Source organism: Streptomyces sp. NPDC001100 (genome assembly GCF_053598575.1).
Window position 1 is genome coordinate 1 of sequence record NZ_JBSFKO010000061.1, and the last position, 24,222, is coordinate 24,222.

The following is a 24,222-nucleotide window of genomic DNA, read 5'->3' on the forward strand; positions in this document are numbered from 1 at the left end:
AACCAAAAGAGGTGCGCGCACGGCGCCTGTTCCAGCACCGGCCCAGCCACCCGGCACCTACCCACCACCGGCCCAGCTCCCCGGCACCTACCACCTACCCCACACCGGCCCAGCTCCCCCCGGCACCCACCCCACACCGGCCCAGCTCCCCCCGGCGCCTGTCCACCACCAGCCCACCACCCCGGCACCTGTCCACCACCAGCCCACCAACCCGGCACCTGTTCAGCACCGGCCCAGCCACCCGGCACCTACCCCCACCAGCTCACCAACCCGGCACCCACCTCACACCGCCCCACCTGCGCAACACCTTCCAGCCCCGCCCACCCCACACCACCACACCGCCCCGCACCGCCCCACACCACCCCAAACCCCTCAACCGACCTTAGTCACCGCCCCGTTATGCGGCTGCTCCCGGTCCGACCCGCACAACTCCCCGTTGAGCTCCTTCACCAACTGGACGAGATCGGTCGGCCGATCGGGCCCCCACCAGTCCCCCAGCGTCTCCGCGAGGGACTCCTCACGGGCCTGTGCCAGCCGGTCGGCCATCTCCCGCCCCTGATCGGTCAGTTGCAGGTCCAGCCCTTCCCGCACGGCCAGCTGCCGCCCCTCGATCTGCCGGACTGCGGCGAGGATGACGGACAGTGGCACGGAGCTGCGTTCGGCGAGCACACCGGGTTCCGCCCAGCCGTCCCGCCTGATGCGCAGCAGCAGCCAACTGGCCGCCGGCTGAAGGTCGTAGCCCGCTTTCGCGGTGATCGTCTTGTAGATCTCGCGGCGGCCTTCCCGCGTACCCAGCACGGACAGCGCGCGGCACACCTCGTCGTAGGAAGACCGCTGAACCGGGTTGCTGGCAAGGGTCTCCGTGAGGTCCGGTGCCGTGACCGAGCCGCGCAGCTTGTCCTCCTTGAGGAACCACGCCAGGACGAAGCCGACGAGGGCGACGGGGGCGGCGTACAGGAAGACGTCCGTGATCGACGAGGCGTACGCGTGCAGGGCCTCCGGCCGTACAGCGGACGGCAGTTGGGAGATGCCACGCGGATCGGACTCAAGCCTGTCCGCCGTGACGCCACCGGGCAACGAGGCACCCCGAAGAGCATCCGCAAGCTTGTCGTCCAACCGACTGGCGAAGATCGTGCCGAAGATGGCGACACCGAACGAGGCGCCGATGGACCGGAAGAAGGTCGCGCCGGAGGTGGCGACGCCAAGATCTTCGTACGACACGGCGTTCTGCACGATCAGCACCAACACCTGCATGACCAGGCCGAGTCCGAGCCCGAAGACGAAGAAGTAGGCGCTCATCTCGCCCGTGGAACTGTTCTCGTCAAGCTGATGGAGAAGAAGCAGGCCAAGCGCCGTAACACCAGTGCCCGCGATCGGGAAGACCTTCCACCGGCCGGTACGGCTGACGATCTGCCCGGACGCGGTGGACGAGATCAGCATGCCGAACACCATCGGCAGCATGTGCACGCCGGACATGGTCGGCGAGATGCCCTGGACGACCTGGAGGAAGGTCGGCAGATAGGTCATCGCGCCGAACATGGCGAAGCCGACGATAAAACTGATGACGGCGGCCAGCGAGAAGGTGCGCACACGGAACAACTTGAGCGGAAGCACAGGCTCGGCGGCCCGCCGCTCCACCACCACGAACCCCACCGCCAGCACCACACCAAGCACCGCCAGCCCGACGATCTGCGGCGACCCCCAGCCCCAGGTCGTACCCCCCAGCGAGGCGACGAGCACCAGGCAGGTCGCGACGGCGGCGATGAGAAACGTACCGAGGTAGTCGATGACATGCCGGGTGGACTTGCGCGGAATGTGCAGCGCGGTGGCGATCACCGCCAGGGCCACGACACCGACCGGAAGGTTGACGTAGAAGACCCACCGCCAGCTCAGATGCTCGGTGAACAGCCCGCCGAGCAGCGGCCCGAGGACACTCGTCGCACCGAAGACGGCCCCGAACAGCCCCTGGTAGCGCCCGCGTTCACGCGGTGAGACGACATCGCCGACGATCGCCATCGACAGCACGATCAGCCCGCCGCCGCCCAAGCCCTGGAGCGCCCGGAAGCCGATCAACTGGGGCATGTTCTGCGCCGCCCCGCACAGCGCGGACCCGACGAGAAAGATCACGATCGCGATCTGGAACAGCCGCTTGCGCCCGTACTGGTCGCCCAGCTTGCCCCACAGCGGAGTCGCGGCGGTCGAGGCCAACAGGTAGGCCGTGACCACCCACGACAGATGCTCCAGCCCGCCGAGATCGCTGACGATCGTCGGCAGCGCGGTCGACACGATGGTCTGGTCGAGGGCGGCGAGCAGCAGCCCGAGGAGCAGTGCCCCGATGGAGACGAGGACGTTGCCCGACACGTGTTCCTGGGCGGCGTCGCCCCGCCGAGGGGGTTTCTCCGGTGGCTGCGCGTCGTGCACATTCCCTGTCATACCGTGCGCATCGCCGGCCATGAAGACCTCCCGAGGCTCTCGTTACACATCCATGGTGATCGGTGTGTCCCGTTACGGCCTGTCGAGTCCGAATGGAAGCGGTCATTCCGGGGGTCGGAGGAGACGGCGTGAAGGAGATCCGCATAACCTCGGGAGTCCGATGGGGAGGGACGAACACGTGAACGAGGCGAAAGGCCACATATGCCCGCAGTGCGGGGCGCCGCGGGCAGCCGACGGCTCCCCGTCCTGCACCTGCACCCAACGGGCGTCGGACGCGCTGCGCGACGCGCGCACGGCGCAGGCGGCAGCGGCGGAGGACTTCGACCCGCTGCGGATCAGACCGTATGTGGAACTGGACGCCACCCCACAGGAGCAGCGGCCCGCGCCCGGGCCCCCGGCACCACCCGAGGGCGAGACGCAACAACTGCCGGCGGTCGAGCAGACGATGCCACTGCGCGCCGTGCCACCGACGGCCGCGGACATGAACGACCTGAGCCTGTTCGAGGGCGACGGGGATCTCAAGGAACCGTCCGCGGACGCCGAGGCCGACGCGGACGCCGACCACCCGCCCCGCCGACGCCGCCGCACCGTACTCCTCGCCGCCGCGGGAGCCGTCGTAGCAGTGGTCGCGGCGGCCGGTTTCGCGAGCGGCGTGTTCTCGTACGAGCCGCCGTCACGGGACGACGCGGCCCCCCAGGACGTACGGGGGAGCGTCCCGACCGCGTCGAAGAGCGCGGCATCGTCGACACCGTCCACGAGCGCCTCTACGTCCGTGCGGCCGACGTCGGCGTCCCCGTCCCCGACGCCCAGCGCGAGCCCGTCCCCGTCGACGACGAGCAGCCCGTCCGCCACACCGTCACGGTCCCCGGCCGCCAGCCCGACCCCGACGGCCAGCGCCACGGCGTCGCATGCGTCCGCCACCGAACGGCAGGGCGGCAGCAGCAGCACCGCCCCGGTCCTGCAACGCGGCGACGAGGGCCCCGAGGTCACCGAACTCCAGCTCCGCCTGGCCCAGTTGAACCTGTACACCGGCCCCGACAACGGCGTCTTCGACAAGCAGGTGCAGGCCTCGGTACGCACCTACCAGCTGGCCCGCGGCATCCAGTCCGACACGCTCGGGGTGTACGGGGCGGCGACACGGGCAAAGCTGGAGTCGGAGACGACAGAGCCGTGACACAACGCTTCTAGGCCCACCGGCCCCTACCGCACGCCCCTCTACCGCACGCCCACGACCCCACGACCCCGCTACCCCCTACCCCACGGACAACCGAATCTCCCCGCCCACACCGCCCACACCCTCCACCCGCACCGCACGCAGATCCCGCACCAGCACATCCGGCCGGTGATACGCGGCCTGCGGCCCGACCCCCACCACACGCATCCCGGCGGCGCGCCCCGCGGCGATCCCCGCCCCGGAGTCCTCGAAGACGACACAGTCCGCGGGTGCGATGCCCAGTTCGGCGGCACCCTTGAGGAAGCCCTCGGGGTCGGGCTTGCTGGCGCCGACGGATTCCGCGGTGATCCGGACGTCGGGCAGTTCGAGCCCGGCCGCGCCCATCCGCGCCGCGGAGAGCGCGACGTCGGCCGAAGTCACCAGCGCGTGCGGCAGCCCGCGCAGCGAGGCCAGGAACTCCGGCGCGCCCGGGATCGGGACGACGCCCTCGACGTCGGCGGTCTCCTCGGCGAGCATGCGGGCGTTCTCGGCGTGGTTCTGCTCCATGGGGCGGTTGGGCAGCAGCAGCGCCATGGAGGCGTAGCCCTGCCGGCCGTGTACGACCTTCATGACCTCGTCCGGGTTCAGTCCGTGCCGCTCGGACCAGCGCCGCCAGATCCGCTCGACGACGGCGTGCGAGTCGACGAGGGTGCCGTCCATGTCCAGCAGGAGGGCGCGGGCGGTGAGCACGGTGGTGGCCGTCATCGGCAGGCTCCAAGGAACGGAACGGAACGGAGAGGGGGTGCGGGGTGGCCCCCGGAGGGACAAGGTGGCCCCGTCCGCCGGTCAGGGAAAACGGACGGGAGCCACTTTGTTTCTCTACGGTACAAAACAGGACCGGCATCGCGCCACCATCCCCGGAAACAGTTCACTCACCGTTCAGCTCAGGCGGTCACGGCCTCCCACAGGCTCCATGCCCCCAGCACCAGCATGAGCACCGCCGCGATCTGCGTGATCAGCTTCAGCGGCACGCGCTTCATCAGCGCCTTTCCACCCACGATGCCGAGCCCCGCGACCGCCCACAGCGCCAGCACCGCGCCGAGACCGACGGAGAACGGGTCGTCGTAGCGGGCCGCGAGGTTGGCCGTCATGATCTGGGTCAGGTCACCGAACTCGGCGACCAGGATGAGCATGAAACCGGCGCCGGAGACCCTCCAGAAGGACTGATCCTTCGGCGCCCGGACCTCCTCCCCGTCGTCACCCTTCTTGAAGAGGAGCACCGCGGCCCCACCCAGGAAGAGCACTCCGGTGACGGCGGCCACGAGCTGCTGCGGCAGCAGCGTCAGCACGCTCCCCGCAGCCACCGCCAGCACCACGTGCAGCAGGAACGCGGCGGCGACGCCGGCGAAGACGTACGAGGCGCGGTAGCGGGTGCCGAGGACGAGTCCGGCGAGCGCGGTCTTGTCGGGGAGTTCGGCGAGAAAGACGACGCCGAAGACTAGCGCCGTCACGCTGATGCTGATCAAGGTTCCTCAATCGGTCGGGGCTGCCCCACCGAGAGTGTGATTGCTGTCCGCGGGCACCTCGGCACGGCAGCACACAGGAAAACTATCTGGTGCACTGCTTTACCGAAGGTCTCGCTGGCCGATCCGCGCGCTTCGACGCGACGGATCCGCCTCCGGGCGCCGGCTCAGACGAGCTGAGCAGTATGTCGACGGTCCGGCGAAGAGCTACTCCCCTTCTGCGCCGACAACTGTACGCGACGAGAAGTTCGACCGTAAACCTTGTCTTGTCATGCTCGCGTCACTAACTTCTTACCAAACGCACACCCGACCGCAACACGGCACCGCAAGCATTCCTTCGCTCGCACTCCAACATCCCCCCACCACAAGGGAGTTCGTATGCCGAAGTTCTACGCGCGTCGACGGCTGAGCATACTCGCGGCTCTTACCGGATTCATAGCCTCCGTCGCTCTCCTCAACGGCCCGACCGCCTCCGCCGCCCTCCCCACGCCCGTCAGCGCCGCCACCGCCCGCACCTACCTCGCCTCGCTCACCGTCGCGACCGAGGTCCGGACCGGCTACGAGCGTGACCTGTTCCCCACCTGGATCACGATCAGCGGCACCTGCAACACCCGTGAGTACATCCTCAAGCGGGACGGCACGAACGTCGTCACCGACTCCGCCTGCGTCTCCACCAGCGGCAGCTGGTACTCCCCCTACGACGGCGCCACCTGGACCGCCGCCTCGGACGTCGACATCGACCACCTCGTCCCGCTGGCCGAGGCCTGGGACTCCGGCGCCCGCAACTGGACCACCGCACAGCGCCAGGCCTTCGCCAACGACGTGACCCGTCCGCAGCTCCTGGCCGTGACGGACAACGTCAACCAGTCCAAGGGCGACCAGGACCCGGCCACCTGGATGCCGTCGCTCACCTCGTACCGCTGCACGTACGTCCGCGCCTGGGTGCAGGTGAAGTACTACTACAGCCTGTCGGTCGACACCGCCGAGAAGACCGCGCTGACGAACTACCTCGCCAGCTGCTGATCACCGGCTGATCGCGGCCAACTGCCGATCTCGAACCCTGGCCACTGACCTCCGTCGTTCCGTACCGTACGGGGCGACGGAGGAAGGTGATCAACCGTGGCCGGACTGCGCCTGGGACCACTGCTTCGCTACGCCGACGGCTCGTCCGCGACCGTATGGGTCGAGGCGAGCCGTCCGTGCACCGCCGAGGTGCGCTGCGCGGACGGCGCCGGCGGCACGGCCCGCACCTTCCAAGTCGCGGGCCATCACTACGCGTTGGTGCCGGTGGAGGGCCTCACACCCGGAACCTCGACGCCGTACGACGTCCTCCTGGACGGTGCGCGGGTGTGGCCGCTGCCGGACTCGCCGTTCCCGCCCTCCACGATCCACGCGCCGGACGCCGACGGCACGGTCCGCGTCGTGTTCGGCTCCTGCCGGTGGGCCGCGCCGCCCGCCGACGGCCACGATCCGGTGGGCTCGGACGCCCTGGACACGCTGGCCTCGCGGATCGCGCGCGACCCGGAGGCCGAACGGCCGGACGTACTCCTCCTGTTGGGCGACCAGGTGTACGCCGACGAGGTCTCCGACGCGACCCGCCACTGGCTGTCGGCCCGCCGCGACCTGACCGAGCCGCCCGGCGGCGAGGTCGCGGACTATGAGGAGTACACGCACCTCTACTACGAGTCCTGGCTCGATCCCGAGATCCGCTGGCTCCTCTCCACCGTGCCGTCGTGCATGATCTTCGACGACCACGACGTGATCGACGACTGGAACACCAGCGCCGCCTGGCTGGCCGACATGCGGGAGACCCCGTGGTGGCGCGAGCGGCTGCTGAGCGGGCTGATGTCGTACTGGGTGCACCAGCACCTGGGGAACCTCTCCCCCGCCGAACTGGCCGCCGATCCCCTCTACTCGGCGGTCCGCGACACCCCGGACGGCACCGACGAACTCCGCGCCTTCGCCTGCAAGGCCGACGCCGACCCGGCCTCCGTCCGCTGGAGCTACCGCCGCGACTTCGGCCGGGTACGCCTGCTGATGGTGGACAGCAGGGCGGCCCGCGTCCTCGACGAGCAGCACCGCGCGATGATCGACCCCGGCGAGGCCGACTGGCTGCGCACCGAGGCGCTCGCCGAACCCGGTTCCTACGACCATCTCCTCATCGGGACCTCGCTGCCCTGGCTGCTGCCGCACCTCGTGCACGACGCCGAGGCCTGGGACGCGGCCCTGTGCCGGGGCGAACGGGGCTCCCGCTGGGCCGAGTTCGGGGAGAAGTTGCGGCGGGCCGCCGATCTGGAGCACTGGGCGGCGTTCCCGGACTCCTTCGAGGAGCTGGCGGGGCTGATCGCCGAGGTGGGGTCGGGGGAGGCGGCACCGGCGTCGGTGCTCGTGCTCTCGGGGGACGTGCACCACGCGTACGTCGCGGAGCCCAAGTGGCGTACCGAAGGCCCGACTTCGCGTGTCCTCCAGCTGACCTGCTCCCCCGTCCACAACTCCATCCCGGCGTACATACGGGTCGGCTTCCGCTTCGGCTGGAGTGCCGTCGCCCGCGGCCTGGGCCGCCGCTTCACCCGGCACGGCCACTGCGCCGACCCCTCGGTCACGTGGCGGAAGACGGGCGGGCCCTGGTTCGGCAACCAGCTCATGACCCTTACGCTGCGCGGCCGTTCGGCCCGGCTGCGGCTGGAGCAGGCGCGGGCGGACGGGACGCTGAGAACCGTCGAGGAGTCTCCTCTGACCTCCCGCTGACATCCCTCCGTCCTTGCCGCTGACATCCCTCCGTCCTCCCCGCTGACATCCCCGTGACGTCGCTGAGGGCATGATGAGGCGGACCGTCCGCTTCCGGTGGGCGGTCCACTCCATTGCGCCCCACACGCCCGGGAGTCCCCCCTTTGTCTGCAGTGAACGTGTCTTTGTCTGCAGGGAACGCGTCCGACGACGAACCGGTATCCGCCTCCGTCTCCGTCGCCGTCTCCGTCGCCGTGGTCGGCGCCGGTCCGCGCGGCACCAGCGTCCTGGAACGCCTCTGCGCCTCGGCTCCCGAACTCCTCCCGCCCGGCACCCGGCTCACCGTCCACGTCGTCGACCCGGCACCCCCGGGCCCGGGCCGCGTCTGGCGCTCCGCGCAGTCCCCGGAGCTGCTGATGAACACCGTGGCCTCCCAGGTCACCCTCTTCACCGACGACAGCGTCGACTGCTCGGGCCCGATCCGCCCCGGCCCGAGCCTGCACGAGTGGGCGCCCGCCGAACTCGGCCCCGACGACTACCCCACACGGGCCCACTACGGCCGCTATCTGGAGTGGGTGTTCGCCCGCACGGTCCGCGAGGCACCCGCCTCCGTCGAGGTCGCGACACACCGGGCGAGCGCGATTCGTCTCGACGACACGTCCGACGGCCGCCAGTCCCTCACCCTGGACAACGGCCGCACCCTGTCCGCCCTTTCGGCGGTGGTCCTGGCCCAGGGCCACCTCCCGACGCTCGGCGACCCGGCCCAACAACGCCTCGCCGCCTACGCCTGCCACCACGGCCTGCGCCATCTCCCGCCCGCCAACCCGGCCGACGCCGACCTGTCCGCCGTACGGCCGGGCGAACCAGTGCTGTTGCGCGGCCTCGGCCTCAACTTCTTCGACCACACGGCCCTGTTGACGACGGGCCGGGGTGGCCGTTTCGTCCGCGCGCAGGACGGCTCGCTCCGTTATCTGCCCTCGGGCAACGAGCCCCGCCTGTACGCCGGTTCACGCCGAGGCATCCCGTACCAGGCCCGCGGCGACAACGCGAAGGGCCCGCACGGTCGCCACACCCCTCTCGTCCTCACCCCCGAGGCCGCAGCCGCCTTCCGCAAACGCGCCGACTCCGGCGAGGCACCCGAATTCCTGACGGAGATATGGCCGTTGGTGGCGAAGGAGGTGGAGACGGTCTACTACTCCACTCTCCTACGAACGCTACGGCCGCTACCGCCGTCCCGGCGCGCGGAGGCGGAGTTCACCGGGCGCTTCCTCGCCGTCCCGCACCGCGATCCCCAAGAGGCCCTGATACTCGACGAGTTCGGGATCCCGGCAGCCGGGCGCTGGAGCTGGGACCGGCTGTCCCGCCCGTACCCGGACCGTGCTCTCGCCCACCCGGCGGCCTGGCGGGAGTGGCTGCTGGCGTATCTGCGCGAGGACGCCGGGCAGGCCGCGCTCGGCAATGTGGACGGCCCGCTCAAGGCCGCCCTGGACGTGCTGCGCGATCTGCGCAACGAACTCCGGCTGGTCGTCGACCACCGCGGCCTCGCGGGCGACTCGCGCCGCGACCACCTGGACCGCTGGTACACCCCGCTCAACGCCTTCCTGTCCATCGGCCCGCCCCGGCGCCGTATCGAGGAGCTGGCCGCGCTGGTGGCGGCGGGCACGGTGGAGGTGCTCGGGCCGCGGCTGGAGGTGCGGGAGGCGGACGGCGCCTGGGTGGCGCGCTCGCCGGCGATACCGGGCTCGGCGGTGCGGGTGGCCACGCTCGTGGAAGCACGCCTCCCCGAACCTGACCTGCGCCGCACCGCCGACCCGCTGCTCGGCCGGCTGCTGCGGACGGGCGGGTGCCGGCCGCACACCGTGGACGGGTACGAGACGGGCGGGCTGGATGTGACAGCGCGCCCGTACAACCTGATAGACCGTCAGGGACGGGCGCACGCACGGCGGTTCGCGTTCGGGGTGCCCACGGAGGGCGTGCACTGGGTGACCGCGGCGGGCGCCCGACCCGGCGTCGACTCGGTCACGCTGTCGGACGCGGACGCGGTGGCACGAGCCGTGCTCCGGGTCGCGACGACGGGGCGGACGCCGTCGGCCGACGCCCGCCCCTGGTCGTCGTATGCCCGGCTCAGGGAGCCCAGCCGAACGGCACGGTGAAGCAGGCGGCACGGACCTTGCTGCCCGGCATGTCATGGATCACGACGGAGGACGCCTCGCCCTTCCGGAAGTTCCAGTCGTGATGGGCGCTCGCCTCACCGGCACCGTGCTCGTCGGCCGTGAAGTCGAGCCAGACCTCGTTGTCGGCGGTGACGTCGGCCGGATCGGTGGACGGCCTGTGCTGGAAGTGCCCGCCCGCGGCGGCGGGGTCGGCGCCGCACGGCTTCTGGTGCACATGAACGGCGTAGGCATGCCCCGGCACCATCCCGTCGACCCGCAGCCGTACGGTCGTGGCACCGCCCACCGTCGTGCGCTGGCCGACCTCGATCCACGCGGCGGCGGGGACGAGCTTCGTGTCGTACGTCACCGCCGCGGACGGCACGAGGGCGCCGACCGGCGCGAACCGCGCGTCCGTCCGCATCGAGTAGCCGTCCGGGGCACCGGTGTTGGTGCCGCCGCTCGCCAGTAGGGCCGCGACGACGGCGCCCGCGCACATGCCTGCCACCATGATGTGTACCGTTCCTCACGTTCAGGTGTACTTGGAGCCCCTTTACGTTGCTACGGGATGCACGCCCGCCCCGCCCCTCGGGACGGGGCAGCCGAGTGAACAAGCTGTGCCGATCACACGCGCCCCCCGTGAATCTCCTGTCCCCACCCAGGCGTACGCTGTATGGCTGTCACTGGCCGTCCTTGCCGCGGCCCACGGGGGAGTTCACGGGGAGCCGCGTTGTTCGAGAGTGTGGGGTCGCTGACCGGCAGCCCATGGATCTACGCCATGATCGCCCTGTCCGTGCTGCTCGACGTGTTCCTGCCGGTACTGCCGAGCGGCGTCCTGGTCATCGCGGCGGCCACGGCGGCGGCAGCGGGCACCGGCGCGGCGACCGACGCCGTGCCCGTCCCGCACGAGGTTCCCAGCATCCTGGCCCTGATCGCGTCGGCCGCCGCCGCGTCCGTCCTGGGCGACCTGGTGGCGTACCGGCTGGCCTGGCTCGGCGGCGAACGCCTCGACCGCGCCATCTCCCGCTCCCGCCGGCTCACCAGCGCGCAGGAACGTCTCGGCCACGCCCTGGCCCGCGGCGGCGGCGCCCTCGTCATCCTGGCCCGCTTCGCCCCCGCCGGCCGCTCGGTGGTCTCCCTCGGCGCGGGCGCCGCCCACCGCCGCGCCCGCGACTTCCTCCCCTGGTCGGCCCTGGCGGGCCTGTCCTGGGCGGCGTACAGCGTGGCCCTCGGCTACTACGGCGCCCAGTGGCTGGGGGCGACGTGGCTCGCGACGGGGGTGTCGCTGACGGCGCTGTTCGGGGCGGGGGCGGGGGCGGCGTATGTGATGCGACGACAGCCGGGGGCGCCGGAGGCGACGGCCGCGCCGTAGAGGGGCCGGGGCGCCGGAGCTGTAGCGCCGCAAGGGCTTTGGGCTCCGGAGCTGTCGCGCTGTAAAGGCCGGGCGCCGAAGGCGACCGCCTTTTGGGGCGCGGGGCCGTGACATGCGCGGCTCCGCCGCGTGGGCGCGACCAGCCCCCACCGGCCCGCACTTTGATCACGGACTCACCGCGTAGCGCCCCTCACCTCAAGCCCCGCAAGCAGCTCAGCAGTCGCATCGGCAATCAGAGAGACCGCGCGGTCGAAGACCTCGCGATTGTGCGCGGCGGGCGCCCGGAACCCGGAGACCTTGCGCACGTACTGCAGCGCGGCGGCGCGGATCTCCTCCTCCGTGGCCTCGTCGGGCAGGGCGGGCGGTCGAAGAGTCTTGATACTGCGGCACATACGTCCAGTCTCGCGCCCCGAGAGCGATACCGCCGCCACTCCCCCGAACACACCTGCGATGATCCTGCCGAGGCGGCCACCGTCACCACGCACGGGGCCGACCGACGAAAGGACCGGAAACATGGCGAACGACGAACTCACCGTGGCCGTACTGGGCCCCGGCGGCGTGGGCGGCCTGCTCGCGGCGCTACTGTCCCGGGCCGGCCACCGGGTGATCTGCCTGGCCGGAGCAGAAACGGCCGGCACCCTCCGCAGCAACGGAATCCAGGTCCGCAGCGCCCCCTTCGGGGACTTCACGGCACCGGTGGAGGCCGACACGGAACTGCGCGAACCGGTGGACGCCTGCCTGATCACGGTCAAGGCGACGGCACTCGACCCGGCACTCGCCCGCGTCACGGCACAGGCACTCGGCGACGGCCTCCTCGTCCCGTTCCTGAACGGCGTCGAACACCCGGCCCATCTGCGCGCCCACTACCCGCCCGCCCAGGTCGCCCCCGCGATCATCCGCGTCGAGTCGACTCGCGTCGCCCCGGGGGTGATTGAGCACGGCAGCCCGTTCGCGGAGATCGATGTGACGGGCGACCCGGTCCCCCGCGAACGCCTGGACGCACTCGCGGCCGCACTGCGCGCGGCCGGCCCCACGACCCGAGTGCTGCCCGACGAGACGGCGGCACTCTGGGCGAAGATGACGTTCCTGGCCCCACTGGCCCTCCTCACGACCCGCTACGGTCTCCCCCTCGGCGACGTACGCACGCGCCACCGCGAGGAGTTGACGGCCCTGCTGGAGGAGACTGCGGCGGTGAGCCGCTCCTACGGCGGCCCGTCCGACCCGGCGGGGGCGCTGGCCCGCTACGACACGTTCCCTCCGGGCACCAAGTCGTCGATGCAGCGCGACGCGGAGGCGGGCCGCCCGCTCGAACTGGACGCGATCGGCGGGGCGTTGCTGCGGGCGGCGGAGCGGAAGGGAATCGCGGTACCGGTAACGGCGGGGCTGGTAAGGGAGTTGGCGAAGCCGCACACCAACTGACCGGCGGCTCACGCCTCTTCGAGGTCGAGCCGCCAGTCGTTCGAGGTGAGCCAGTGCCCCTTGGGGTACTCGAACTCCGCCTCACCGAGCAGGGTGAACCCGGCTTTCCGGCAGACCGAGTTGGACGCGGGATGGTCGACGCTCGGAAAGGCGTGCAGATACCGGTGCCGACCGGCGGCCCGCGCCTCCTCGACGAGGGCGCGGGCCGCACGGGCGGCGAGTCCGCGCCCCTGGAACTCAGGCAGTACGCCCCAGCCGGTCTCCCACACCGACTCGCCCCGCCACTCCCGCTCCCAGAACCCGATCGAGCCGACGGTCTCCCCGCTCCCCGCCGACTCGACCCGGTACATGCGCCCCGGCTCCAGCGCGACGTACCGCCGATGCCGGACCTCGATCCGCGCCTCGGTCTCGGGACCCCCCAAGTGCTCGGTCATCTCAGGGCTGTTGAGCCGCCCCAACAACCAGAAGTCACTGTCCGCCCACGGCCGGAGCCGCACCCGTTCCATGTCCATGCCGGCCACAGTAGGCGGCCCCACCGACACCGCCGGCTCCTCCGGCCGCCGTGGCCGCCCACACCCGTTCGTATGAAGTCCCGGAAGGAACTCGCGACCCAAATTCGAACAGGCGTAGCATTAGCGCGTGGCAACGACCTACGACTTCCCTAGCGACCTCCTCGCCGGTCAGGAGGAGCTGCATCAGGTGCGGGCAGAGCTGGCGACCCTGCTGAAGCGGCTGCCCTGGTCGGTCGAGCCCCTGGACGGGTTCAGCGACACGGGCGGCTGGCGCAAGGTGGAGCGCCCCGCCTCCCCGGGCTGGACGCCCGACGAACAGGCCGAGGTGGAGAAGCTCCGGCAGCGCGAGCACGAGCTCGCGGTCTTCGTCAGCGGCCACCGCTTCTGGACGGAGGTCACCGCGGCGGAGCGGGTGGAATCACGGATGAAGCTGAAGCACGCCCACGAGGCGCCACCGCAGGACGAAAAGGCGGACAATGGGTGAGTTGAGCCGCATATCGCCGAAGCAACTGAGAGGCGGCGATCGATCATGGCCGACCACCCGCACGCACTCCTCGTCCGCAAGGGCTACGACGCCTTCGTCCGCGGCGACATGGACACCCTGCGCTCGCTGATGTCCTCGGACGTCACGCACCACGTTCCCGGCACCCACCCGCTGTCCGGCGACTTCAAGGGCCTGGACGCGACCATCGACATGTACGGGCAGCTCTTCGCGCAGACGAACGGCACCCTGCGCGTCGAACTGCGCAACGTCCTCGTCGACGGCCGGGGCCACGCGGTCACACTCCACCGCTTCACGGCCGAGCGCGACGGCAGGCGCATCGACGAGACCGGCGGCATCGTCTTCCGCATCCTCGGCGACAAGATCACGGACCTCGACGAGTGCGTCGAGGACATCGACAAGGCGAACGAGTTCTGGTCCTGAGCCCTGAGTCCCGCCCCCGCCGCTCCGCACTACGGCCTGCGCAGCGCCCGTTGGGCCAGCACCAGGGCGGCCACAGCCCCGGCGACTCCCACCGCTCCCACGACCGGCACCCCGCCGAAACGGACCCCGGTGCCGGTCCCCGCCGCGTCTCCGACCGCCCGGAAGCCGCGCGTCGCACGCCACGACAGCACCGACCACCGCGACTGCGCGGACAGCACGGACCCGGTGCTGAGCCACGAGCCCGCCGAGAGCACCGACAGCGCCGAGCCGATCGACCCGGCCGACAGCGAACTCCCGATCGACCCGACGGACAGCGCCGACCCGACGGACCCGATGGACAGCACCGACCCCACCGAACCGATCGACAACACCGAGTCCTTCGACCACAGGGACAACACGGAACCCGAGGACGTGGCGCCAGCTTGAGTCATGAGCCCATCCTGCCCACCGCCCCCGGAATCCGCGAGCGCCTTCCGGCGGCTTCCGTAGCATCCCGCGCGTGACCGGAAGCGTCGTGCTGTGGGACTTCGACGGAACCCTGGCGTTCAGGGACGGCAGGTGGCCCGGCTCCCTGGTGGAGGCACTGACCGAGATCGCTCCCGGTCACGGCGTGACCCGCGCCGACCTGGCCCCCGGGCTGCACGACGGATTCTCCTGGCATCGGCCGGAGACCGGACATCCCGCCCTGAACACCCCCGACGCCTGGTGGGACGCCCTTCACCCGCTCTTCGTGAAGGCCTACGTCGGCGCGGGCGTCGCCGCCGAACCGGCCGCCCGCGCCGCGCGGGGCGTACGGGCGCACTCCACCGACGCGACCCGCTGGACCGTCTTCCCCGACACCGCCGCCGCGCTGACGGAACTGACCGCGGCCGGCCGGCGCCACGTCGTCGTCAGCAACCACGTCCCGGAACTCGACGGCCTGCTCCGGGACCTCGGCCTCGCCGGACACTTCGCGACCGTGGTCAACTCCTCGCTGATCGGCTGGGAGAAGCCGAACCGCCGGATCTTCGAGACGGCCCTGGACCTGGCGGGGCGCCCCGAACGGGTCTGGATGGTCGGCGACAACCCGGTGGCCGACATCGCCGGAGCCGAGGCCCTCGGCACCCCCGCCGTCCTCGTCGACCCGGCCCGCGACGGGCTACGCCCGGCTGTGCGGCGCATCCTCGACGGGGATGTGGCCTCCATGTGGACTCCGTCGCCCCCGACCACAGGAAGAGGCCTCCCGGAGAACTCCCCGGAAGGCCTCTGACCCGCTGCTGATCCTGGTGGGCGCGGACGGTTTCGAACCGCCGACATTCGCCTTGTAAGGGCGACGCTCTACCCCTGAGCTACGCGCCCAGGACGAGTCGACAGCCTACATTGCCGGGGGGCCTGTCCTGCAAACCCGTATCCCCGGTCGTATCTCGCCGGAGAGGGGTCGGGGGTTTTCCCCACCCCGGGTCCGGGAGTGCGCCGGATGCCCCGGAGGGACGCGGCTCTCTACGGTCGGGGGGAGCCGTAGGAGTCACCGGGACTCCGCGATCGTCCCAAGGGGAAATCACCGTGACCCGCAGCCGCAGCAGCCGCCGTGTCCTCACCGCTACCGCCGGCGTCGCCCTGCTTCTCGCGGGGGCCACCGCGTGCGCCGGTGCCTCCGCCAGTGACGACAAGCACCCCGATCAGCGGACCTTCGCGCTGTCCGGCCGTACGCTCACCGTCGACTCGGACGACTCGGCGCTCGAAGTCGTCGCCTCGGACTCCAATCCGGCGGGGAAGATCGAGGTCACCCGGTGGTGGCAGGGAAGCGTGGCGCTCGGTTCGGATCCCAAGGTGACCTGGGCCATGAAGGGCGACCGGCTGGTGCTGCGGCTGAAGTGTTCCGGGGTGGTCGCCGACTGTTCGGTCAAGCACCGGATCGAGGTGCCGCGTGGGGTCTCCGTGAAGGTGGAGGACGGGGACGGGAGTGTGCGGGCGCGGGGGTTCAAGGACGCGCTGAGTGTGCGGACCGCCGACGGTTCCGTGCATGTGACCGACTCGACCGGGCCGCTGACGCTGCACACCGGGGACGGGTCCGTGCACGCCGAGGTGTCGTCCCGGGAGGTGCGCACGACCACCGGTGACGGGTCGGTGCACCTGGAACTCGGAGTCGTACCGGACCTGGTCGAGTCCCACAGCGGGGACGGGTCGGTGACGATCGCGCTGCCGAAGGGCGGCGCCAAGTACCGGGTGACCACCAAGACCGGGGACGGCGGAGTGGATGTGTCGGTGCCCCGGGACTCGTCGAGCTCCCATGTGGTGAGCGCCCGCACGAGCGACGGGAAAGTCACGGTGCAGAACGCGAACTGACCGGCCCGTGTGTTCGTCCTCTACCGGTGGGAGAATGACAACGGTCAGGACGCACAACACGGGAGAGGGATGTGACGGCGACACCTGCGCAGCCGTATTCGCCGCTCACACGGTCCCGGCGCGGTTCCACGGCCGCCCGTGCCGCCTTCGACACCCTCACGCTGATCGGCCTGCCGCTGCTCGCCGCGCCCGCGCTGGCCGCCGCGTTCGCGGGCGGTGGCACCCGGCGCTGGTTCGGCGGGCGGGCGGAGAGCCAGCGGGCCGAGGCGCAGGCGGCGAAGGACGCGGCGGCCGCCGCGTTCTACGAGCTGGACACCGCGCAGCGGGATCTGCGGATCTCGATAGACACCATCACCGCGGTCGACGACTCGCCGGCCGCGCGCCGCGCGGTGACCGACTTCGAGGCGCTGGGTAGGCGGATCGACGAGGCGAGCGGCCGGTACATCAACGCCGTCGACGCGCACGACCTCGACCGCGACGACCTGGAGGCCGCCGCCGCGAACCGCGCCCGCGCCGAACTGACCGCCGCGAAGGACCAACTCGGCCAGGTCAAGCAGGAGTTGGACCGGTTCGAGAGCGGGCTCGGGCCGCTGCTCGGCAAGGCGGAGACGCAGCTCGCGCGGCTGGCGCCGGCCGTGGAGCGGGCCCGGCAGGCGCTGCTGGCCGCGAGCAACGCGCTGGACGCCGTACGGGCGTCGGGGCTGCGGGCCGACGATCTCGCCGGGCGGCTCGCGAAGCTCGGGCCGGAGCTGACGAAGCTGAACCAGGGCGCCGGACAGCATGGCGTGCCGCAGACGCTGGAGCGGGCCACGCAGGTCGCCCGGGAGGCGGAGGCCATCACGGCCGAGGCCGGTCAACTGCCCGAGCGGGCCGCCGAGATCGACCACCGGCTGGTGTCGCTGCGGACCCGCGCACAGGCGCTGACCACCCGCGCGGGGCAGGTCGACCCGGTGCTGAGCGAGCTGCGGCGGCGGTTCTCGGCCGCCTGCTGGCAGGACCTCCAGCACGTTCCCGACCAGGCCGGCGAGAACGTACGGCAGGCCGAGCTGAAGCTGAAGGAGGCGCAGGCCGCGCGGGACGCGCAGCGCTGGCCGGACGCCACGTCACTGCTGTCGACGGTACGGGCGCTGCTGAACACCACCGACGAGGCCGTGTCGGCGGCCGGTGACCGGTTGCGGCGGCTGAACGCCGTACAGAAGGACCCCCAGCAGGAGATCGACCGCACCCGCTTCGCGATCCGCGACGCCCAGCGCCTGGCCATGTCGGGACGGACCACACCCGAGCCGCGGCACGCCCGTCCGCTCGACGACGCCGTGGCCCGCCTCGACCGCGCGATCACCACGCTGGAGGGCCGCCACCCCGACTACTGGCACTTCCTGACCGAGACGGAGGCCGTACGGCAGACGGTCGCGCGGGTGGTCGGCCAGATCCGCGAGGAGCGCGGGACGCCCGGGCACTGAGGTCGTCCCCACGCGGCTGCGGGGACGTCCCGCAGCGGTCTCGGCGGCCTCCCGGTCGGCTCCCCCACCTCGGCTAACTCCCTTTTCCCGCTTGCCCGGAAGAGACCCACGAGCAGGTCCGGCAGGTGGTCGTGATGACCGGCGTGGTGGTCGCTGTGACCTGGGCCTCGGCGCCGGTGGCCCTGCTCCCGGTCCGGGTCAATGGGTGGTCAACCACACCTTCCCTGCCAACTCGGCTTCTTTGTGGGCCACTTGGGGTTGGTCCGGCAGTCGTCCGGGGCGCTCGGATGGGTCGACCGCCGTCACGGTACGGTGTGCGGCAGTCGATCGCCCGTTCTGTGATCGCTGACCCACGAGGGGGTTTCATGAATCACCGCCGCCTGCGCCACCGTCGCAGATTGATCGCCGTAGCGGTCGGCTCTGCGGGTGCGCTGGCCGTTGCACTGGGTGTGGGGCTGACCTCGGCGATGGCCACCGGGTCGTCGTCCGCCACGCCCGCGCCCACCGCGTCCTCGTCCGCCACGAGCGCGCCCTGGGCGCCCGAGAACGACGAGAAGCCGCTGGGCCAGAAGAAGGCCGCCGTACAGCCCAAGACTCTCGCGGCCGGCCGCAAGGCCGCGTCCGCCCTGCAGCTCAAGATTCCCGCCCCGAGCGGGAAGTACAGCGTGGGCATGGTCGGCCTGCACCTCGTCGACAAGACCCGTCCGGACCCGTATGTGTCCGGCAGCACCTCCCGCGAGCTGATGGTGTCGCTCTGGTATCCGGCCACCTCGACGTCCGGGCACTACCAGGCGCCGTGGATGCCGTCGATCTCCGGCACCCACTTCCTCGCCACGCGCGGGCTGTCGCCGCAGCTGGTGACCCTGCCGACCACGGCGGGTCATGTGCTCGCCCCGGTGAACACCTCGCTCGGCAAGCTGCCCGTCCTGCTGTACTCGACCGGGCTGCACTCGGACCGCGCGATGGGCACCGCCCTCGTCCAGGATCTCGCCAGCCGCGGCTACCTCGTCGTCACCGTCGACCACACCCACGACGCCAACGAGGTGCAGTTCCCCGGCAACCGGCTCGAGGTCAACAAGATGCCGGCGGGCACGCACTCCTCCGACACGCTCAAGGTGCGCGCGGCCGACATCAAGTTCGTCATCAACCAGCTCAAGACGCTCAGCACGGGCGGCAACCCGGACGCCGGCCACGCCACGCTCCCCACCGGGCTGACGAAGTCGGTCGACATGACGAAGATCGGGATGTTCGGCTGGTCGCTGGGCGGCGGGGCGGTCGCCACCTCCATGCAGCTCGACAGCCGTATCCTCGCCGGCGCCAACCTGGACGGCCAGTTCTTCGGGACGGCTCAGAACAAAGACCTGAAGCGCCCCTTCATGCTCTTCAGCTCCGGCAGCCACAACCGCAACAACGACTCGTCGTGGCGCAATATGTGGTCGCACCTGAAGGGATACAAGGTCGACATCAAGCTCAAGGGCGCGGCGCACCTGTCCTTCAGCGACAACGAGTGGATGCTGGCCCAGGAGGCGCGCCTGCTCGGGCTCTCCCAGGCGCAGCTCCAGCAGCAGTACGGCACGATCGACCCGACCCGCGCGATCGCGGTCCAGCGTGTCTACCTGGCGGCCTTCTTCGACCAGGAGCTGCTCAAGAAGCACAGCACCCTGCTCGACGGGACCAGCAGCAAGTACCCGGAGATCTCTTTCGTCCCCTGACCCGGCAGCCGGCCGGACAGCCGGCCGGACAGCCGAAGGGCGGGTCCTGCTCGTGGACCCGCCCTTCGGCTCGCCGTGGAGTCGTATACGTCGACCGCCCCTGAGTGGTTTGGTTCACACGTACGAAACAGGCGTGAAAGTGTGATGGTTATGTAATCGCATGGCGCTAGAGTGTTCGTTCTGTAGAACATTCGGGCGCTCGGCGCCAATTGACAAAGGATCAACTGCCCTGCCCTCCGCCCCCCGGGCGCCGCGCCGACACCGCACTCGCCGCCGCGCCGATATGCCGATACTCGGCGGGGTGCGCCCGCCGATCGCCGCTCTCGTCGTACTCCTGCTGGTGGTCGCCGCCCTGACCATGATCGGCCTCGACGGCGTCCATTCCGCAGGTGTGCCGCAGGCGGTGCAGGACGGGGAGCAGCGGATCGCCGCCGACACCGCGCTGTCGGTGCGCACCGCGATCGACGCCGAGGCGAGCACGGTACGCCGTGCGGCCAAGGCGTACCCGGCGACGAGCGCATCGACCCCCGCGACCACGCTCAAAGCACTGACTTCCGCCAGGAAGGGGATCCTCGGCAGCGCGCTGCTCGACCCCAAGACCGGCAAACTGCTGGCCGTCGGCGGCAAGACGGTGCAGCTGGCCGGGGTGAACGTGGCCAAGGCGGCATCCGGGCACGGGGCGGTCCCGCCCCGGCTGGTGACGTCGGACGGCACGCGGCAGCTGCTGTATTTCGCCAAGGTCACGCTGCCCGCGCAGCAGGAGGACGCGAACCAGGACCAGAACCAGGTCAGCGGGCCCGACCGGCAGTGGCTGCTGGTGGTCTCCGAGGCGTTCCCCGCCCCCACGGCGTACGGCGACGGACGCACCGCCGAGGTGCTGGACGCGAACGGCACCGCGCTCGCCACGACGTCCCGCGGCACGGCGTCGCCCGCCGCCGGCAGCGGTCTGTCCTCGGCGGCGGCCCGCGCGGCGAAGAGGTCGGGGCACGACACCGACGCGTCGGGAAGCCTCCAGGGCTCCGCCACGGGCGACCGGCGCACGGTGGCCGGCTGGGCCCAGGTCGCTTCGACGACCGGTCCGGGCGACACCGACGACCTCGGTCTGGTCGTGCTCACCTTCCGCACGGTGCCCGCCACGGCCACCGCCGTCGACTACTCGGGCTTCGCGCTCCGGGCCGCGGGGGCACTCGTCGTGCTCGCGCTGCTGTTCGGGCTGGCCCTGCACTTCTTCCTGCAGCGGCCGCTGCTGTGGCTCTACCTGTCCGCCGGCCGCCTGGCCCGGGGCGCGACCGAGGACGGGCCGGCCGCGTGGGAGGAGCTGTCCCGGCCGGTGCCGGTGAACGGCCTCGGGGAACTGTCCCGGACCGGGCGGGCACTGGAGTCGCTGCGCCGGCAGCTGCTCGGCGAGAGCGGCCCGGAGGAGTTCCCGGTCCGGCGCGTGCCGGGCTACCGGGCGCTGGCCGCGGTCGGCGCGCTGGTGATGGTCTGCTGGGCGGTGCCGATGATCTTCATGCTGAACCGGGCGGACGCCGCGACCGCGGTGCCGGCTCCGGTCCTCGCCGTTCAGCAGACCCGCACCGAGATCGCGTCGAACCGCGTCCGGCAGTCCCTGGACCAGCTGTACGCCGACCTGAACGAGGCGACCGCGAGTCTGCCGGGCGGCAAGCGCGCCGCCCAGAAGAAGGTGCTGCAGCGCACCCTCACCGACCACAAGCAGTTCCGCTCGCTGTATCTCCTGGACAGCTCGGGCGACATCACGATGCGCGTGGGCGGAGCACCGCTGCGCACCATCGTCCACGTGCCCGACGGCGGCGGGATCACCACCGTCAACACCTCGGGCCGGATCCCGGCGATCGCCGCCTACGCCCAGGTCAAGACCGTCAAGGGCAGGACCCCGGCGGCCGGCGTGGTCCTGTTCGGCGAGATCGACGTGAAGGCACTCAACTCCATTCTGTCCAGACCGAAACTGGGCAGCGTCTGGGTGACGGACGCCGACGACAAGGTGCTGGCCGCCAACGTGGGCTACCGCGCCTTCCAGTCGCTGCCCGACTCCGGTCTGAGCCGTCTCGCCCGCGCCACCCAGGGCGCCCCGGGGACCGCGGGCACCGCGACCTCGCGGGTGCTCCGTACGTCCTCCGGCCCATCGGTCGACGCCGCCGCGCCGCTGGCACAGAGCGGCCCGACGACCCGCCTCGGCTGGCACGTGGTGACCGCGGAACCCGCGGCCGCGCTCCAGATCCCCGCGGTGCAGGCCGAACAGCGCACCATGCTCGCGGGGATCCTGGGCCTCACCCTGGGCCTGGCCTGTCTGGGCTGGCTGTACGTCGTGGTGATCCGGCCGCTGCGCTCGGTCGCGGTGCTCGTCGAGCGGCTCGCCGCCGGAGACCGCCGCACCGTGCTGCACCCGGTCAACCACGACGAGGTCGGCTCGGTCACCCGCAGCCTGGAACTGGTGCGCCAGGCCCTGGCGGAACGCGACCGGGCGGCCAGATCCGGCCACTTCGCCGAGCCCTCCCCGTCCCTGCGTCAGACCACCCTCCAGCGGTAGAAGGAAGGAATCGGCATGCTCTTCCTCTACGTCATAGTCGTGCTGTGCTGCGCCGGGCTGTGGATCGCCGGAATCGTGGAACAGCGGCGGCACTTCGCCTCGCTGGCGCAGATACCCACGCGGGTGCTGGTCAACGGCATCCGCGGCAAGAGTTCGATCACCCGGCTGTGCGCGGGCGCGCTGCGCGGCGGCGGCCTGGTCACGGTGGCCAAGACCACCGGCACCGCGGCCCGGTTCATCCATCCGGACGCCACCGAGGAGCCGGTGTACCGCAAGTTCGGGCTGGCCAACGTCGTCGAGCAGATCGGCATCGTGCGACGGGCCGCGACCTACCGGCCGGACGCGCTGGTGATCGAGTGCATGGCGGTGATGCCCGCGCTGCAGGAGATCAACCAGGAGAAGCTGATCCGTTCCACGATCGGCGTGCTGTGCAATGTCCGCGAGGACCATCTGGAGGAGATGGGGCCGACGTTGGACGATGTCGCCCGCTCGCTCTCCCGCTCGATGCCGGTGGGCGGAGTGTGCGTGACGGCGGAGAAGGACCGGCTGCACATCCTCCAGGAGGAGGCGGACAAGCGGAACTGCCGTCTGATCGCGGTCGATCCGGAGTCGGTGACCGACGCCGAGCTGCGCGGCTTCAGCTGGTTCACCTTCAAGGAGAACGTGGCGATCGCGCTCGCCGTGGCCGAACTGCTCGGCGTGGAACGGCAGACCGCGATGCAGGGCATGTGGGACGCGCCGCCCGACCCGGGCGTGCTGTCGGTGGAACGCTATGTCACCCCCGAGGGCAAGCAGCTGCGGTTCGCCAACATCTTCGCGGCCAACGACCCCGAGTCGACGCTGATGAACGTCCAGCAGCTGGAGGACCTGGGCGCGATCCGACGGCCGCTGAACGTCGTCATCAACTGCCGCCCGGACCGGGTGGAACGCAACGGCCAGATGGGCGCGATCGTGCCCGACCTCGCCGCCGAGACGGTGTTCCTGATCGGCCACCCGACCAAGAGCGCCCGCGACGCGATCCCGGCCGGCTTCACCGGGCGCGTGGTGGATCTCGGCGGCGACCGCCGGGACCCCGAGGAGGTGACGGAGTCGATCCTCGCGGAACTCGGCCCGACCTCCTCGCTGGTGGCGATCGGCAACATCCACGGCCAGGGCGAGCTGTTCCTGGAATGCCTCGCCGGGCTGCCGCTGGACGACTCCGAGGAGCCGCTCGACGCCGTTCCCCAGGGCGACGGCCTGGACCAGGAGACGATGCAGATCGCGCTGTTCCGGCCGCAGGTCGCGATGGGCCGGCCGCCCGAGCCGGAGCCGTACAGCTGGGTGGCGCCGCTGGAGACGACCCAGAGCATCCACATCCCGGACCAGCGCGAACTCGCCCGCCGGTTCGCCGCCCGCCACAGCCGGCCCGACGGCCAGAACGCCGAAGGCGACCCGCAGAACTCCTACGATCCGTCCCAGCTCACGAGGAACCCGTGATCCCCGCCGACCTCACCGCACAGACCTCCGCACTCGGGATCGCCCTCGGGCTGGTCTTCTCGCTCGTCTGCTATCTGACGACCAACCTCTCCCCAGGAGGGATGATCACCCCGGGCTGGATCGCCCTCATGCTCCTCACCGACGTACAGATGGCCGGGCTGATGGTCGGTGTGGCGGTGCTCACGTTCTTCACGACGAAGCTGCTGCAGCGCACGGTGATCCTCTACGGCAAGCGGCTGTTCGCCGCCGTGGTGCTGAGCGCGGTGCTGATCCAGACGACCGTGATGCTCGCCCTCAGTCACGAGTTCCCGCTGCTGTACACGTCTCAGACCCTTGGCTTCATCGTCCCGGGTCTGGTCTCCTACCAGATGGTCCGTCAACCGATGGCGGCCACACTCATCTCGACCACGGCGGTGACGCTGGTCACCTACGTGGTGCTGGTCTCCGGTCTCCTGATCGGCGCCCTGCCCACCGGCTGACCCGTCCA

General features: G+C 71.2%; 22 protein-coding genes and 1 tRNA gene. 15 read left to right on the plus strand and 8 right to left on the minus strand.

The features are described 5' to 3' along the window. Positions 1-372: 372 nt before the first annotated feature. Entirely contained in the window at positions 373-2,454 is a 2,082-nt protein-coding gene (locus tag ACWDEW_RS46275; protein WP_450522002.1) for a DHA2 family efflux MFS transporter permease subunit, read from the minus strand. A 157-nt stretch (positions 2,455-2,611) separates the two neighbouring features. Between ACWDEW_RS46275 and ACWDEW_RS46280 the strand changes: the two genes are divergently transcribed. After that, positions 2,612-3,607 carry a peptidoglycan-binding domain-containing protein gene (locus tag ACWDEW_RS46280; protein ID WP_450522004.1) on the plus strand — a complete coding sequence of 332 codons (996 nt, stop codon included), beginning with the start codon at positions 2,612-2,614 and terminating at the stop codon, positions 3,605-3,607. A gap of 78 nt (positions 3,608-3,685) precedes the next feature. On the opposite strand, the gene ACWDEW_RS46285 is transcribed toward ACWDEW_RS46280, so the two are convergent. Together ACWDEW_RS46285 and ACWDEW_RS46290 are read right to left on the minus strand one after the other, a co-directional pair. Further along, positions 3,686-4,351 carry an HAD-IA family hydrolase gene (locus ACWDEW_RS46285; RefSeq protein ID WP_450522006.1) on the minus strand — a complete coding sequence of 222 codons (666 nt, stop codon included), beginning with the start codon at positions 4,349-4,351 and terminating at the stop codon, positions 3,686-3,688. A 179-nt stretch (positions 4,352-4,530) separates the two neighbouring features. Continuing rightward, positions 4,531-5,112: a TMEM165/GDT1 family protein gene (locus ACWDEW_RS46290; RefSeq protein ID WP_450522008.1), complete on the minus strand. Its 582-nt coding sequence runs from the start codon at positions 5,110-5,112 to the stop codon at positions 4,531-4,533. Positions 5,113-5,487: 375 nt separating this feature from the next. Here ACWDEW_RS46290 and ACWDEW_RS46295 point away from each other — a divergent pair, with 375 nt between their 5' ends. From ACWDEW_RS46295 to ACWDEW_RS46305, 3 genes are all read left to right on the plus strand, one after another. Beyond that, a complete protein-coding gene (locus tag ACWDEW_RS46295; protein WP_450522010.1) occupies positions 5,488-6,132 on the plus strand; it encodes an HNH endonuclease family protein in 645 nt (214 codons plus the stop codon). A 96-nt stretch (positions 6,133-6,228) separates the two neighbouring features. Beyond that, positions 6,229-7,857, plus strand: a complete 1,629-nt coding sequence (locus ACWDEW_RS46300; protein WP_450522012.1) for an alkaline phosphatase D family protein — start codon at positions 6,229-6,231, stop codon at positions 7,855-7,857. 164 nt (positions 7,858-8,021) lie between these two features. Then, entirely contained in the window at positions 8,022-9,989 is a 1,968-nt protein-coding gene (locus ACWDEW_RS46305; protein ID WP_450522014.1) for an FAD/NAD(P)-binding protein, read from the plus strand. Here the strand turns inward: ACWDEW_RS46305 and ACWDEW_RS46310 are convergent. Then, positions 9,961-10,497, minus strand: coding sequence for a superoxide dismutase family protein (locus ACWDEW_RS46310; RefSeq protein WP_450522016.1), 537 nt, complete (start codon positions 10,495-10,497; stop codon positions 9,961-9,963). The genes ACWDEW_RS46305 and ACWDEW_RS46310 overlap by 29 nt on opposite strands. 219 nt (positions 10,498-10,716) lie before the next feature. On the opposite strand from ACWDEW_RS46310, the gene ACWDEW_RS46315 reads away from it, so the two are divergent. Beyond that, complete coding sequence (locus ACWDEW_RS46315; protein ID WP_450522018.1) at positions 10,717-11,358, plus strand: DedA family protein; 642 nt, start codon at positions 10,717-10,719, stop codon at positions 11,356-11,358. A gap of 173 nt (positions 11,359-11,531) precedes the next feature. Here ACWDEW_RS46315 and ACWDEW_RS46320 read toward each other — a convergent pair whose 3' ends face one another. Then, complete coding sequence (locus ACWDEW_RS46320) at positions 11,532-11,750, minus strand: DUF2277 domain-containing protein (protein ID WP_450522059.1); 219 nt, start codon at positions 11,748-11,750, stop codon at positions 11,532-11,534. A 121-nt stretch (positions 11,751-11,871) separates the two neighbouring features. Here ACWDEW_RS46320 and ACWDEW_RS46325 point away from each other — a divergent pair, with 121 nt between their 5' ends. Further along, positions 11,872-12,777, plus strand: coding sequence for a ketopantoate reductase family protein (locus tag ACWDEW_RS46325; RefSeq protein ID WP_450522020.1), 906 nt, complete (start codon positions 11,872-11,874; stop codon positions 12,775-12,777). An 8-nt stretch (positions 12,778-12,785) separates the two neighbouring features. Here the strand turns inward: ACWDEW_RS46325 and ACWDEW_RS46330 are convergent, their stop codons facing one another. After that, positions 12,786-13,289: a GNAT family N-acetyltransferase gene (locus tag ACWDEW_RS46330; protein ID WP_450522022.1), complete on the minus strand. Its 504-nt coding sequence runs from the start codon at positions 13,287-13,289 to the stop codon at positions 12,786-12,788. Between the two features lie 127 nt (positions 13,290-13,416). Between ACWDEW_RS46330 and ACWDEW_RS46335 the strand changes: the two genes are divergently transcribed. After that, a complete protein-coding gene (locus tag ACWDEW_RS46335; RefSeq protein ID WP_450522023.1) occupies positions 13,417-13,773 on the plus strand; it encodes a hypothetical protein in 357 nt (118 codons plus the stop codon). 45 nt (positions 13,774-13,818) lie between these two features. Next, the gene (locus ACWDEW_RS46340; protein ID WP_450522025.1) at positions 13,819-14,214 is read left to right on the plus strand and encodes a nuclear transport factor 2 family protein; all 396 of its coding nucleotides are present in this window, start codon (positions 13,819-13,821) and stop codon (positions 14,212-14,214) included. 29 nt (positions 14,215-14,243) lie between these two features. On the opposite strand, the gene ACWDEW_RS46345 is transcribed toward ACWDEW_RS46340, so the two are convergent. After that, entirely contained in the window at positions 14,244-14,645 is a 402-nt protein-coding gene (locus tag ACWDEW_RS46345; RefSeq protein ID WP_450522026.1) for a hypothetical protein, read from the minus strand. Positions 14,646-14,713: 68 nt separating this feature from the next. On the opposite strand from ACWDEW_RS46345, the gene ACWDEW_RS46350 reads away from it, so the two are divergent. Further along, positions 14,714-15,463, plus strand: coding sequence for an HAD family hydrolase (locus ACWDEW_RS46350; protein ID WP_450522028.1), 750 nt, complete (start codon positions 14,714-14,716; stop codon positions 15,461-15,463). A gap of 14 nt (positions 15,464-15,477) precedes the next feature. Here the strand turns inward: ACWDEW_RS46350 and ACWDEW_RS46355 are convergent. Further along, a tRNA-Val gene (locus tag ACWDEW_RS46355) sits at positions 15,478-15,552 on the minus strand. Positions 15,553-15,756: 204 nt separating this feature from the next. Here ACWDEW_RS46355 and ACWDEW_RS46360 point away from each other — a divergent pair. The 6 genes from ACWDEW_RS46360 (at position 15,757) to ACWDEW_RS46385 (ending at position 24,214) form a co-directional block, all read left to right on the plus strand. After that, positions 15,757-16,539: a DUF4097 family beta strand repeat-containing protein gene (locus ACWDEW_RS46360; protein WP_450522030.1), complete on the plus strand. Its 783-nt coding sequence runs from the start codon at positions 15,757-15,759 to the stop codon at positions 16,537-16,539. 71 nt (positions 16,540-16,610) lie between these two features. Further along, entirely contained in the window at positions 16,611-17,999 is a 1,389-nt protein-coding gene (locus ACWDEW_RS46365; RefSeq protein ID WP_450522032.1) for a hypothetical protein, read from the plus strand. Positions 18,000-18,364: 365 nt separating this feature from the next. Further along, positions 18,365-19,711, plus strand: coding sequence for an alpha/beta hydrolase family protein (locus tag ACWDEW_RS46370; protein ID WP_450522034.1), 1,347 nt, complete (start codon positions 18,365-18,367; stop codon positions 19,709-19,711). A 301-nt stretch (positions 19,712-20,012) separates the two neighbouring features. Further along, on the plus strand, positions 20,013-22,259 hold the full coding sequence (locus tag ACWDEW_RS46375; RefSeq protein ID WP_450522036.1) for a HAMP domain-containing protein: 2,247 nt from the start codon (positions 20,013-20,015) through the stop codon (positions 22,257-22,259). Between the two features lie 15 nt (positions 22,260-22,274). Continuing rightward, the gene (gene pgsB / locus ACWDEW_RS46380; protein ID WP_450522038.1) at positions 22,275-23,735 is read left to right on the plus strand and encodes a poly-gamma-glutamate synthase PgsB; all 1,461 of its coding nucleotides are present in this window, start codon (positions 22,275-22,277) and stop codon (positions 23,733-23,735) included. Beyond that, complete coding sequence (locus ACWDEW_RS46385; RefSeq protein ID WP_359616023.1) at positions 23,732-24,214, plus strand: poly-gamma-glutamate biosynthesis protein PgsC/CapC; 483 nt, start codon at positions 23,732-23,734, stop codon at positions 24,212-24,214. Before pgsB ends, ACWDEW_RS46385 begins: the two co-directional genes overlap by 4 nt. Positions 24,215-24,222 lie beyond the last annotated feature (8 nt).